The sequence below is a fragment of the Dietzia sp. SL131 genome (assembly GCF_026672565.1).
Lineage (GTDB): Bacteria > Actinomycetota > Actinomycetes > Mycobacteriales > Mycobacteriaceae > Dietzia > Dietzia kunjamensis.
In genome coordinates this window covers 895092-908056 of sequence record NZ_JAPPRI010000003.1, presented here as the reverse complement: position 1 = coordinate 908056, position 12965 = coordinate 895092, and the positions used below count along the sequence as shown (strand labels likewise).

General features: G+C 72.1%; 10 protein-coding genes and 1 other RNA gene. 3 read left to right on the top strand and 8 right to left on the bottom strand.

Going from position 1 to position 12965, the window contains the following annotated elements:
- Positions 1-53 precede the first annotated feature (53 nt).
- Both OVA21_RS05085 and glnA read right to left on the bottom strand, forming a co-directional pair.
- Complete coding sequence (locus OVA21_RS05085) at positions 54-3143, bottom strand: bifunctional [glutamine synthetase] adenylyltransferase/[glutamine synthetase]-adenylyl-L-tyrosine phosphorylase (protein WP_268093112.1); 3090 nt, start codon at positions 3141-3143, stop codon at positions 54-56.
- 11 nt (positions 3144-3154) lie between these two features.
- Positions 3155-4495: a type I glutamate--ammonia ligase gene (gene glnA / locus OVA21_RS05080; protein ID WP_067714196.1), complete on the bottom strand. Its 1341-nt coding sequence runs from the start codon at positions 4493-4495 to the stop codon at positions 3155-3157.
- 199 nt (positions 4496-4694) lie between these two features.
- Between glnA and panB the strand changes: the two genes are divergently transcribed.
- Both panB and pip read left to right on the top strand, forming a co-directional pair.
- Positions 4695-5573: a 3-methyl-2-oxobutanoate hydroxymethyltransferase gene (gene panB, locus OVA21_RS05075; RefSeq protein WP_067714199.1), complete on the top strand. Its 879-nt coding sequence runs from the start codon at positions 4695-4697 to the stop codon at positions 5571-5573.
- 5 nt (positions 5574-5578) lie between these two features.
- Entirely contained in the window at positions 5579-6589 is a 1011-nt protein-coding gene (gene pip / locus OVA21_RS05070) for a prolyl aminopeptidase (RefSeq protein ID WP_096907283.1), read from the top strand.
- Between the two features lie 27 nt (positions 6590-6616).
- On the opposite strand, the gene OVA21_RS05065 is transcribed toward pip, so the two are convergent.
- Positions 6617-7435, bottom strand: a complete 819-nt coding sequence (locus OVA21_RS05065; RefSeq protein WP_067714319.1) for an SDR family NAD(P)-dependent oxidoreductase — start codon at positions 7433-7435, stop codon at positions 6617-6619.
- A 62-nt stretch (positions 7436-7497) separates the two neighbouring features.
- A complete protein-coding gene (locus tag OVA21_RS05060) occupies positions 7498-9006 on the bottom strand; it encodes a flavin-containing monooxygenase (protein WP_096905681.1) in 1509 nt (502 codons plus the stop codon).
- Between the two features lie 113 nt (positions 9007-9119).
- On the opposite strand from OVA21_RS05060, the gene OVA21_RS05055 reads away from it, so the two are divergent.
- A complete protein-coding gene (locus tag OVA21_RS05055; RefSeq protein WP_268091922.1) occupies positions 9120-10790 on the top strand; it encodes a CYTH and CHAD domain-containing protein in 1671 nt (556 codons plus the stop codon).
- A 30-nt stretch (positions 10791-10820) separates the two neighbouring features.
- On the opposite strand, the gene OVA21_RS05050 is transcribed toward OVA21_RS05055, so the two are convergent.
- The 4 genes from OVA21_RS05050 to OVA21_RS05035 all read right to left on the bottom strand — a co-directional run bounded on the left by OVA21_RS05050 (position 10821) and on the right by OVA21_RS05035 (position 12962).
- Positions 10821-10988 carry a hypothetical protein gene (locus OVA21_RS05050; protein WP_096905683.1) on the bottom strand — a complete coding sequence of 56 codons (168 nt, stop codon included), beginning with the start codon at positions 10986-10988 and terminating at the stop codon, positions 10821-10823.
- A 104-nt stretch (positions 10989-11092) separates the two neighbouring features.
- An RNA gene (rnpB, locus tag OVA21_RS05045) (RNase P RNA component class A) lies at positions 11093-11519 on the bottom strand.
- 49 nt (positions 11520-11568) lie between these two features.
- On the bottom strand, positions 11569-12234 hold the full coding sequence (locus tag OVA21_RS05040) for a histidine phosphatase family protein (RefSeq protein ID WP_096905684.1): 666 nt from the start codon (positions 12232-12234) through the stop codon (positions 11569-11571).
- Positions 12231-12962, bottom strand: coding sequence for a zinc ribbon domain-containing protein (locus tag OVA21_RS05035; protein WP_268091921.1), 732 nt, complete (start codon positions 12960-12962; stop codon positions 12231-12233). The genes OVA21_RS05040 and OVA21_RS05035 overlap by 4 nt, the downstream gene beginning before the upstream one ends.
- Positions 12963-12965: the final 3 nt, after the last annotated feature.

The window sequence follows — 12965 nt, the reverse complement described above, 5'->3', positions numbered from 1 at the left end:
GCCGCATCAGGGACGACCCTGGTCCCGGCCCTGGCCCACCCCCGGGGCCGGCGTCAGTCCTCGCCCCAGAACACGTGATCGACCGCCTTGCGACCGAGACGGGTCACGCGCAGGTACTCGTTGAGGAACCCCGCGCCGTCGGCCGAACCGGTGCAGATCATCGCCACCGCCGCCAGGATCGAGCCCTGACCCGGCAGTTGGTCGACCGCCTTGCCGCGCGCCAGGACCAACGCGTTGCGGGCGTGGGCGGCCATGAGCCACGAGTCGACCAGTGCGTCGCGCTCGGACTCCGGCAGCAACTCGGCCGAGGCGGCGGCGTCGAGCGCCTCGAGGGTCGACGTCGTGTGCAGCCCGGGCACCCTGGCGGCGTGCTGCATCGTCAACAACTGGGCGCTCCACTCCACGTCGGCCAGGCCACCGCGGCCGAGTTTGGTATGGGTGGCCGGATCCGCGCCACGCGGCAGGCGCTCCGAGTCGATCCGCGCCTTCATCCGGCGGATCTGCTGCACGACCTTCGGGGGCACGCCCTGCTCCGGGTAACGGAACTCGTCGATCATGTGGAGGAAATCCAGCCCGAGCTCGCGGTCCCCGGCGGCGAACGAGGCCCGCAGCAGCGCCTGCAACTCCCACGTCTCGGCCCACTTGGCGTAGTAGGCACGGTAGGAGGCCAGGGTGCGCACGAGTGGGCCGTTGCGGCCCTCCGGGCGTAGGTCGGCGTCCAGGTCCAGCGGGGGATCCGACGACGGCGAGGCCAGCAGCTTGCCCACCCGCTCGGCCACGTGCGTGGCCCACCGGACCGCCTCGTCCTCCTTGGCGCCCTCGACCGGGTCGCACACGATCATCACGTCCGCGTCGCTGCTGTAGGACAGCTCGTCCCCGCCGAGCCGCCCCATCCCGATGTACGCGAGGCGGGCCGGCGCCGCACCGCCCTCGGGCATCATGTCGCGGACCACGGCGGCCAGGGACGCCTCGAGCACCGCCCGCCACACGGCCGACAGTCGCCGCCCGACGTCGGGTACCGAGATCATCTGCAGGACGTCGGCGGCCCCGATCCGGGCCAGCTCCGCGCGGCGAAGCGACCGCGCCGTGGCGATGACCCGCTCGGGAGTGGGGTGCCGGGCGGCGGAGGCCGTGAGCGCGGAGGCGATGTCGGAGACCTTGGAGGCCACGAGCACTGGGCCCTGCGCGCCGTCGGTGAGGTCGGGGATCACCTCGGGGTTGCGCATGAGCAGGCCCGCGACGAACGCCGAGGTCCCCAGCACCCGGACGAGGCGGCGGGCCACGATGCTGTCGTCCCGCAGGGTGCGCAGGAACCAGGTGATCTCCTCGTTTTCCTCGCACAGTCGCCGGTAGGCCAGCAGTCCCGCGTCCGGATCCGCGGTGTCCGCGAGCCACTCCATGAACGTGGGCAGCAGCAGCGCCTGGATGCGGCCGCGGCGACTGCTCTGCCCCGCCAACGCCCGCAGGTGGCCCAACGCGTTGCGGGGCGACGCGAAGCCGAGGGCGGCCAGCTGACGCTCCATCGCCTCCGTGCTGAGCGAGAGCGCCTCGGCGTCGTACGAGGCGATCGAGTCCAGTAGCGGGCGGTAGAACAGCTTGGAGTGCAGGCGGCGAACGCGGCGGCGCAGCTCGCGCAGGCTCTGCCGCAGCACCTGCGCGGCGTCGTTGGGCCCGTCCGGCCGGATGTGCGCCGCGCGGGCCAGCCAGCGGTAGGCCTCCTCGTCGTCGTCCTCCGGTAGCAGGTGGGTGCGCTTGTAGCGCTGCAGTTGCAGGCGGTGCTCGAGCAGGCGGAGGAACTCGTAGGCGGCGAGCAGTTCCGCGCCGTCCTCGCGGGCGATGTACCCGCCGTCGCGCAGCGCGCCGAGCGCCTCGACGGTGCTGGTGACGCGGAGGTCCTCGTCGGTGCGGCCGTGGACCATCTGCAGCAGCTGCACGGCGAACTCGACATCGCGCAGACCCCCGCGTCCGAGCTTGAGTTCGCGCTCGCGCAGGGCCTCGGGCACGTTCTCCTCCACGCGCCGGCGCATCGCCTGCACGTCGTGCACGAAGTCGTCCCGCTCGGCGGCGGTCCACACCATCGGGTGGACGGTGTCGTGGTACTCCTCCGCCAGGGCCAGGTCGCCGGTCATGGGGCGCGCCTTGAGCTGGGCCTGGAACTCCCACGTCTTGGCCCAACGCTTGTAGTAGGCCGTGTGGGACTCGAGGGTGCGCACCAGTTCGCCCGACTTGCCCTCCGGGCGCAGCGCCGCGTCGACCTCGAAGAAGGCCATGGACCCGATGCGCATCAGCTCCCCCGCCACGCGACCGGTCCTGGCGTCGGCCGGCTCGGCCACGAAGATCACGTCGACGTCCGAGATGTAATTGAGTTCGCGCGCCCCGCCCTTGCCCATGGCCACCACGCCCAACCGCGCCGGCATCGGCGAGTCCGGGTGGACGGTGGCCACCGCGACCGCGAGAGCGGCGGTCAACGCGGCGTCCGCGAGGTCGGACAGGCGCCGGCCCACCTCGGTGAACGGCAGGACGGGCTCGTCGTCCTCGACCGACCCGGCCACGTCGTGCGCGGCGAGCAGCGCCACGTGGTCGCGGTAGGTCGAGCGCAGCACGCTGACGGCGGCGCCGCCGATGACCCCGGCGCGGTACGTCCCGACGCTGCGCAGGTCCTCCCTCTGGGACGGCGGCGGCGCGCCCTCCACCGCCTGCTCGGGCACGGCCTCGACCGCCCCGAGCATGTCGGCCAGAACGTCCTCGAACGTCGGCAGTCCTCCGCGCAGCAGCGCCCACCGAGTGGGCTCGGCGACGAGGTGGTCGCCCAACGCGCTCGAGGATCCGAGCAGCCCCAGCAGCCGCGCCCGGAGCCGCGAGTCGGATCGCAGCGCGTCGTCCAGCGCCGCGACGTCGGCACCGGCGCGGGCGCGGGCAGAGCCACTCTCATCGTGGGACCCGGCGGCGAGTGATTCGTGGAGCCGCACCAGGGCTCCCAGAGCGAGGTCGGGGTCCGGAGCCCGGGACAGCGACCACAGCACCGGGACCGCGTCGTCGTCGGTCCACCCCAGGTAGTCGAGCCAGTCCGCGGCCCGGTCGTCGAGCAGCCCGAGGCGACCCGGGCTCGGTAACCGAGGGCGCGAGGAGTCCCTGCTCACGATGCCGCCCCCGGTCACAAGTTGAGGTAGTGCCGCAGCTCGTACGGGGTCACGTCGTTGCGGTACTCGCGCCACTCGCGCCGCTTGTTGCGCAGGAAGAACTCGAACACGTGCTCGCCCAGCGCCTCGGCGACGAGCTCGGACTCCTCCATCGCGTCCAGCGCCTGCTCGAGGCTGCCCGGGAGGTCGGTGTATCCCATCGCCCGCCGCTCGCGCCGGCTCATGGTCCACACGTCGTCCTCGGACTCCGGCGGCAGCTCGTACCCCTCCTGGACGCCCTTGATCCCGGCGGCGAACATCACCGCGTAGGCCAGGTACGGGTTGCAGGCCGAGTCCGGGCTACGCACCTCGATGCGGCGCGAGGACGCCTTGTTGGGCGTGTACATGGGCACACGGACGAGCGCCGACCGGTTGGCCCGGCCCCAGGTGGCCGCGGTGGGGGCCTCGCCTCCGCCGATGAGTCGCTTGTAGGAGTTGACCCACTGGTTGGTCACCGCCGAGAACTCGGGCGCGTGGGTGAGGATGCCCGCCACGAACGACTTCGCGGTATCGGACAGCTGGTACTCGTCGTCCGGGTCGTGGAACGCGTTGGCGTCGCCTTCGAACAGGCTCATGTGGGTGTGCATGGCCGAGCCCGGGTGGTCACGCAGGGGCTTGGGCATGAACGACGCCCACACCCCGTTGTTCATGGCCACCTCCTTGACCACGTAGCGGAACGTCATGATGTTGTCCGCCATGCTCAGGGCGTCGGCGTAGCGGAGGTCGATCTCCTGCTGGCCCGGCGCGCCCTCGTGGTGGGAGAACTCCACCGAGATGCCCATCGCCTCGAGCGCCTCGATCGCGTGGCGCCGGAAGTGCGGGGCGGAGTCGTGCACGGCCTGGTCGAAGTAACCGCCGTTGTCGGTGGGCACCGGCTCCGCGCCGTCCGTGTCCAGGTCCTTGAACAGGAAGAACTCGATCTCGGGGTGCACGTAGCACGAGAACCCGAGGTCGGCGGCCTTGCTGAGCTGACGCCGCAGGACGTGCCGGGGGTCGGCCCAGCTGGGGCTGCCGTCCGGGTTGAAGATGTCGCAGAAGATGCGCGCGGAGTGCTGTTTGCCGTCGGCGTGGGCCCACGGGAGCACCTGGAAGGTCGACGGGTCGGGCTTGGCGACGGTGTCCGCCTCCGAGACCCGGGAGAAGCCCTCGATGGCGGAGCCGTCGAAGCCGATCCCCTCCCCGAAGGCGCCCTCGAGTTCGGCCGGCGCCACGGCGACCGACTTGAGGGTGCCGAGGACGTCGGTGAACCAGAGCCGGACGAACCGGATGTCGCGCTCTTCCAAGGTCCTGAGAACGTACTCCTGCTGGCGGTTCATGCGGTCCAACCTAGTGCCTGTCGTGTTACGAGCGTGTGACATCCGCCCGCCCCGACGCCCACCGGACCCCTCCGTGCCGGTCGTGGCAGACTCGTCCGCGACAGCGCACGGATCCCGCCGCGCACGTCACCGCCCCCTGTCCACCCGGGTACCGGCGCTCCAGCCGGCCTCGAGGTCACCGAAGGAAGGCCACACTCCCATGAGCGACACCCCCGACTCCCCGGTCTACGGCGCCGGCGGCGCACCGGACCAGACGCCGAAGGGCGACGGGCCGCAGGGCCTGACCCGGGTCACCCGTCTGCACCACCTCGCCGAGCTCAAGGCCGCCGGCGAGCCGTGGCCGATGCTCACCGCCTACGACTTCGTCTCCGCGCGGTTGTTCCAGGAGGCCGGGATCCCGGTGCTGCTCGTCGGCGACTCGGCCGCCAACGTGGTCTACGGCTACGACACGACGGTCCCGGTGACCGAGGACGAGATGATCCCGCTGGTGCGGGCCGTCACCCGCGGCGCCCCGAAGGCACTGGTCGTCGCGGACCTGGTGTTCGGCAGCTACGAGGCCTCGCCGACGCAGGCCGTGGCCGCGGCCACCCGCATGATGAAGGAGGGCGGAGCCCAGGCCGTCAAGCTCGAGGGCGGCGTGCGGATGGTCCCGCAGATCAAGGCGATCGTCGACGCCGGGATCCCCGTGATGGCGCACATCGGCTTCACGCCGCAGTCGGTCAACGGGCTGGGCGGGTTCCGGGTCCAGGGTCGCGGCGACGCGGCGGATCAGCTGCGCGCCGACGCCCGCGCCGTCCAGGAGGCCGGGGCGTTCTCCGTGGTGATGGAGATGGTGCCCGCCGACCTGGCGCGGGAGGTGACCGCGGAACTGGAGATCTCCACCGTGGGCATCGGGGCCGGCAACGGGTGCGACGCCCAGGTGCTGGTCTGGCAGGACATGGCCGGGCACAGCACGGGCCGCACCGCGAAGTTCGTCAAGCGGTACGCCGAGCTGGCCGACACGCTGCGTGACGCCGCCCGCGAGTACGGCACCGAGGTCCGCTCGCGCGCCTTCCCCGGCGCCGAACACTCCTTCTGACCGTGATGGCACCGACGACCGACAGCGGACACGGGGCCGCCCGCCGTGCCCCGTACCCGGCGATCGAGCCCCACGACAGCGGGATGCTCGACGTGGGCGACGGGCAGCACGTGTACTGGGAGTGCTCCGGCAACCCGGACGGCGCCCCCGTCCTGTTCGTCCACGGCGGACCCGGTGGCGGGACGACGCCCGAGCACCGACGCATGTTCGACCCGGCGGCCTACCGGATCATCCTTCTCGACCAGCGGGGGTGCGGGCGGAGCACCCCGCACGTCGCCGACGGCGCGGACCTGACGGTCAACACCACCTGGCACCTGGTCGACGATCTCGAGCGCCTGCGGGAGCACCTCGGGGTCGAGGAGTGGCTGGTCTTCGGCGGCTCGTGGGGCTCCACCCTGGCGTTGGCGTACGCCCAGGAGCATCCCTCCAGGGTCCGCGGTCTGATCCTGCGCGGCGTCTTCCTGTGCCGCCCGAGCGAGATCGACTGGTTCTACCGCGGTGGGGCCGCGCACCTGTTCCCGGACGTGTGGGAGGGCTACCTCGCGCCGTTGCTCGCCGCGGACGGCCCCGACGCCGTCCATCAGCCGGGCTACGACCACGTCGCGACCTACCACCGGCTCCTGCACTGCGGGGATCCGCAGGTCGAACTCGAGGCGGCCCGCGCGTGGACCACGTGGGAGACGTCCACCTCGACCCTGCTCCCCCGACCCGCCGGCACCGGCGGCGACCCCGATCGCTTCGCCCTGGCCTTTGCCCGGATCGAGAACCACTACTTCGTCCACGACGCGTTCCTGCGGGGCCGGGCGATCCTGGACCGCATGGACCGGATCGCCCACCTGCCCGCCGTGATCGTCCACGGCCGCTACGACGTGGTGTGCCCGGTCGCCAGCGCGTGGGAACTGCACGCGGCGTGGCCGGGTTCGGAGCTGCACATCGTCCCCGACGCGGGGCACGCGATGGCCGAACCCGGCACGACGCACCACCTGCTGGAGGCCACGGACCGCTTCCGGCCCTGAGGCGCCCGGGCCGGGCGCGCCCCCGTCTCAGACCACCCCGAAGCGGCGCGTCATCGCGACCGTTCCCTTCTGGTAGCCGGTCGGGAACAGCCGGACCAGGGCGTCGAGCAGGTGGGCGTCGACCCCCACCAGCACGCGCGCCCTACGTCGCTCGACGCCGTCGAGGATCACCCGCGCGGCCGTCGACGCCTCGGTGCGCGCGAACTTCGCGTCGAAGATCGCGGCGAAGTTCGCGCTGTCCAGCCCCTCGGCCGCGCCGGCGCTCCGGGCGACGGCGGTCTTGATCCCGCCCGGGTGGACGCAGGTGACGTCGACGGGGTGCCCGGCCGCCATCATCTCCATCCGCAGGGACTCGGTGAACTGCTGGACCGCCGCCTTGGCCGCGTTGTAGGCGTTCTGGGTGGGCACGGACAGGAACGCGAAGATGCTGGAGATGTTGACCAGGTGGCCGTCGCCGGAGGCGATGAGGTGCGGGAGGAACTCCTTGGTGCCGTGCACGACGCCCCAGTAGTCGACGTCCATCACGCGGGCGATGTCCTTGTAGCCGGACTGCTCGACCGCCCCGGTGAACGCGATGCCGGCGTTGTTGACGACCAGGTGGACCACGCCGAAGTGCTCGGCGACCGCCCCCGCGTACTCGGCGACCATCGCCTGTTCTGTGACGTCGAGACGCTGCGAGTGCACGTCGGTGGCGCCGTCACCGCGCGCGAGTTCGACGGTCCGGGCCAGTCCGTCTGCGTCGATGTCGCTCAGTGCCAACCGGGCGCCGCGCCGCGCGGCCTCGCGCGCCAGTTCGCGCCCGATCCCCGAGCCGGCGCCGGTGACGACGACGACCTTGCCGTCCATCCGCCAGCGGGGGCGGCGGGCCAGCGACCCGACCGAGCCGAACAGTCTGCCGATCGGGGCGCTCACCGGAGGGCCTCCTGCCCGGTACGCGTCGCGGCCGTGGCGTCGGCCGCGGTCCGCCGGTAGGCGCTCAGGTCGAACTCCCGGGTCTGGTTGCGGAAGGTGAAGGTGTAGTCCGGCCACACGGCCGGCGCGTTGCCCTTGTCGTCGAGGTACCAGCTCCTACAGCCGGTCACCCACACGGTCTCGCCGGTGCTGTCGCGCAGTTCGCGGTTGTACGCGTCCTGGACGGCCGCACGCACCTCGACGGTCTGCAGGCCGCGGTCGCGCATGGTGCGCAGCGCGTCCACGAGGTAGTTGAGCTGGGACTCGATCATGTAGATCATCGACGAGTGCCCGAGTCCGGTCGCGGGGCCCACCAGGACGAACAGGTTGGGGTAGCCGGCGACCGTGGTCCCCTTGTAGGCCTCCATCCCCTCGCTCTGCCACTTGTCCGCCAGGGTGCGCCCGTCCGTTCCGCGGACGCGCTCGAAGAACGGTGAATCAGTGACGTGGAAGCCGGTGGCCACCACCAGGACGTCGGCGGGGTGCTCGGTCCCGTCACCGGTGACGATCCCGCCCTCGGTGACGCGGGTGATCGGCTCGGTGACCACGTCGACGTTGTCCCGGGACAGTGCCGGGTACCAGGTGTTGGACAGCAGGATGCGCTTGCACCCGATCTCGAAGTGCGGGGTGAGCCGCGCGCGCAGGGCACGGTCGCGCACCTGCATCGCCAGGTGCGCACGTCCGAGCGCCTTGATGGGCGCCAGCGCGGCGCGGGTGCGGGTCAGGCCCACCACCTGGAACTCGCGGCTGGCGTACTGCAGGGCCCGCACCGCGCGCTGCAACCCGGGCACCCGGCGGTACAGCGACCGCTCGAACCGGGGGTACTGCCGGTCCATCCGGGGCAGGACCCAGGGCGCGGTGCGCTGGTAGACGTCGAGGTGCGCCACGGTCGGGGCGATGGACGGCACCACCTGGATCGCCGAGGCGCCCGTGCCGATCACCGCGACTCGCTTGTCGGCCAGCGTCACCGAGTGATCCCAGCGGGCGGTGTGGAAGACGGGCCCGGCGAAGTCGCCGACGCCGTCGATCTCCGGGAGCCTGGGCTCGCACAGTGCGCCGACGCCCAGCACCACCACGCGGGCGTCGTACTCCCCCTCGCTGGTGCGCACCGTCCACCGGCCGCGGGACTCGTCGTAGTCCACCGAGGTGACGTCGACGCCGAAGCGGATCTTCTCGCGCACCCCGGCCTCGTGCGTGACCTTCCGGATGTAGTCGTAGATCTCGCCCTGCGGCGAGAAGGCCCGTGACCAGTCGGGGTTGAGGGCGAACGAGTACGAGTACAGGTGGGACGGGACGTCGCACGCCGCGCCCGGATAGCTGTTGTCGCGCCACGTCCCGCCGACGTCGGGGCCGCGTTCGAGGACGACGAGGTCGTCGAAGCCCTCCTGCGCGAGCCGGATGGCGGCACCGAGTCCGGAGAACCCCGCCCCCACCACCAGGACGTCGACGATTTTCGGCTGATCCACAGTCTCTCCCTTACGACGAACGTGTGACCGTAGCCACTGACCTTACCCGCCGGTAAGTCCGGAAGGGGCGGCGCTCACTGCCGGTGTTCATCCTTTACTGATACAACCGGACCATGACGATCAACGAGACCGTCGAGGTCGAGAGCAAGTTCGAGGTCGACGAGCACACCCCGCTGCCCACTGTCGACGCCCTGGCGCCTCTCGTCGCGGACGTCCCGGTGGAGCACCAGCTCTCCGCCACCTACTACGACACCGCGGACCTCTCGCTCACCCGGCACAAGGTCACACTCCGGCGCCGCACCGGCGGGGACGACGAGGGTTGGCACCTCAAACTGCCCGACCGGGCGGGACGCGTCGAACTGCAGGCCCCGCTCGGCGACGGCGACCCCCGTGACGACGTCGTCCCCGCGGAGCTCGTCTCGGCCGTCGCCGGGCTGGTCCGCCGTCGGCCCCTCGAGCCCGTCGCCCGCATCGCCAACCGCCGGCAGGTCCTCACGCTGCGGGACCCCGACGGGGCCGCGGTGATCGAGTTCTGCGACGACCGTGTCTCCACCGAGTCGTTCGTCGCCGGCGGATCAACGGCGGGATGGCGGGAATGGGAGACCGAACTGGTCGATCCGGCGCGACCCGATGCACACGATCTCCTCGCGACCGTCGCCGCCGCCTGCGCGGACGCCGGGGCTCACGCCTCGTCGTCGTCGTCCAAACTCGCCCGCACCATCGGCCCACTCCCCGACCTCTACGAGCGCGGCGTCTCGCCCGTGCGCGACGCCCTTGTCCAGGACCTGCAGCAACTCCTCGACCACGATCCGGCGGCCCGGCGCGTCACCGTGGTGGGCGTCCACCAGATGCGCGTCGCGGTCCGTGGCCTGCGGAGCACCATCAGCTCGTACGCCGACGAGCTCGGGGCGGAGACCGCCGGCACCGACATCGACCCGGCCGCGCTCCTCGCCGAGCTCAAGGAGCTCGCCGCGGTGCTGGGCAAGGCCCGGGACATCCAGGTGGTCGACCAACGGCTCGGGGAGCTGGCAGCCGACTACCCCGAGGACGTGGTGACCGCGCGGACCCGGCATCTCCTGCGCACCGAGTTGGACTTCGAGGAGCAGCGCGCGGGCGAACGCGTCACCGCGGCGCTGCTCTCCGACCGGTACCTCGACGTGGTCGACCGACTCCACGAGCTGGTCCGCGTCGCCGGCACCGGCCCTGCCGCAGTGGGGGGCGGGGCGTCGTCGAAGGGCGGTGCTCCGTCGAAGGGCGGTAGGAAGCGGCGCGAGGCCGAGGAGACACTGCTGCGCGGGGTGGACCGGCAGTTCTCCAAGTTCACCAAGGTCCGCACTCGCACCGAGCGCGACCTGGACTCCCTCGATCTGACGCTGGCCCAGCGGGAGGAACTCACCCACGTCGTGCGCAAGCGCGCCAAGGCACTGCGCCGCAACGTCAGTGCGGTCCCGAACACGGAGGACCTCACGGTGGCCCCGCTGCGTACGGCCTGCGACCGGCTGCACACGGTGCTCGGGGAGGTCCAGGACAGCGTCACCACCCGGCAGTGGATCCGGCGCATCGCGCGGCGGGCCGAGTTCGCCGGTGAGTCGACGTTCGGCCTCGGCGTGCTCTTCGAGCACGAGCGGGCGTTCTCCGAGCGCACCCTCGAGGGGTTCGAGAGCGACGCCGCGGCGGTCACGGCCGCCTATCGCGAACTGTCCGAGTCACGGCGTGCGGCACGGCGGCGCCGGAAGAAGAAGGACAAGAAGAAGAGCGGCAAGAAGAAGGGCGGGAAGAAGTAGGACAGCCCGGCTCGACCTCCCGGGCTCGTACTAGTCGTCCTGGGCGTCCCAGGCCTCGTTGCGGGCCTTCGCCTTGACCAGCGCCGCCTCGGCCTCGCCGCGCGTGGCATAGGGGCCCATCCGGTTGTCCCAGTTGGTCACCTTGCCTTGCTGCGCCTGACCTGTGGCGATGTCGTAGTACCACTGTTCGTCCGACACGGTGGGCCTCCTCGGTTCGACGCGACGGGCTTGTCACCTCGGACCCTACTATCCGGGTCCGGACCCGCCACCGCGCGCCGCGGTGGCGCCTGCCGGGAACGGGGCGAACGAGCCGGCCTGTAAGCCGGATCCTGTGCCCTCCGCGGGCGGAGGGCGACGACCATCCATCTGGGCACTCCGTCACCGGGTACCTCGAGCGGTCCACCCGCGGACTCGGGCGAGCAGCCCTCCCGTGCATCGCTGCACACCATCCGCGCAGCCGCACCGCGAGCGGTGCGACCTTCGACCTTGCTCCGGGCGGGGTTTACCAAGCCGCCCCGGTCACCCGGGGCGCTGGTGCGCTCTTACCGCACCGTTTCACCCTTACCGCGCCCGCAGGCGCGGCGGTCTGTTTTCTGTGGCACTGTCCCGCGGGTCACCCCGGGTTGCCGTTAGCAACCGCCCTGCTCTGTGGAGTCCGGACTTTCCTCGGGCCGGGGCCTGGCCGCCGATAGCGCCGGTTCCCCTGTCCGCGGCCGTCCGGCCGACTCGTTCGCCCCAGGGAGTCTAGTCGCCCGCGCGGGCCGGTCGGGGTGCGGGCTCAGACGAGGTGGGAGGTGTCGTTGACCAGGTGCACCGAGGTGGGCCCGTCGGAGTAGAAACGCACGTCGGAGACGGAGGCGAGATCCAGGTGCAGCCGGAACAGCAGCTCGTCACCGGCGCCCAGGCCCGCCCGGATCGCCAGTTTGATGGGGGTGACGTGGCTGACGACGGCGACCACGCCGCCGGGGCGGTCGGCGACGATGCGCCGCAGTCCCCGCTCGACGCGCGCCCGCACCACGGCGAAGCTCTCGCCGCCCGGGGGCGCGACGGCGGTGTCGCTCAGCCACTGCGAGTGGAGGTCTGGATCCTGCTCGGCGGCCTCCCGGAAGGTGAGCCCCTCCCACCCCCCGAAGTCGGTCTCGATGAGGTCCTCGTCCACCACCAGGGGCACGCCGGTGGCGTCGGCGGCCCGCTCGGCGGTGCCCAGGCACCGGCGCAGCGGGGAGGAGACCACCGCGGCGAGATCCGGCAGTGCCGCGAGCCGGGCTGCGGTGCGCTCGGCCTGGGTGACGCCCAACTCGGTGAGCTCGGGGTCGCCCTGGCCCGAATAGCGCCGGTCCACCGACAGCGGGGTCTGGCCGTGACGGGCCAGGACGATCCGGGTGGGGCGCCCGGTGGCGCCGGTCCAGCCCGGCCCGCCGGTGGAGCCCGGTCCGCTGCTCACGAGTTGTCGGTGCGGACCACGAGCACGCCGCACTCGGGGCAGTTCAGGACCTCGTCCGCGGGGGCGGACCGAAACGCCGAGACGGTGCTCCGGTCCAGGTCCATGGCGCAGGCCGAGCAGCGGCCTCCGTTGAGGATCGCCGCCCCTCGGCCCGCCTCCGCGGCGCTACGGGTGTAGTGATCGAGGAGGTCGGCGGGGACGGTCTCCGCGTCGCGGGCCCGTTCGGCCATCGTCTCGGTGACCGCGTCTTCGAGCTCGGCGAGGGCGGTGTCGCGCAGCGTCACGGCCATCCCGATCCGCGCGTCCAGGTCGGTGACGATCGCCCCGGAGTGGCGGACGTCGGCCTCCATGGCCTCGTGACGTTCGCCCAGCTCACCCAGCTCGCCCTCGAGGGCCTCCTGGCGGCGGGCCAGCGAACGCAGCTCGTAGTCCAGTTCGGTGGCCTGCCGCTCGGACAGGCCGCCCTTGGCCAGCAGATCGGAGTCGGCCGCCCGGCGCCGGCGCACGGCCTCCAGATCGGACCGCAGCTTGGCGAGTGCGCGGTCGAGATCCTCCAGGTGGATCCGGGCACGGGCGACGGACTCGGTGGCGGCCCGCCGCTCGGCCTCCAGCTCGTCCAGGGTCGTCTGCTCGGGTAGCTGCGACCGCCGGTGCTCGAGACTCGCCAGGCGCAGGTCGAGGTCGGCGATGTCGACGAGTCGACGCTGGTCGTGGGGATCGGCCTTCATGGG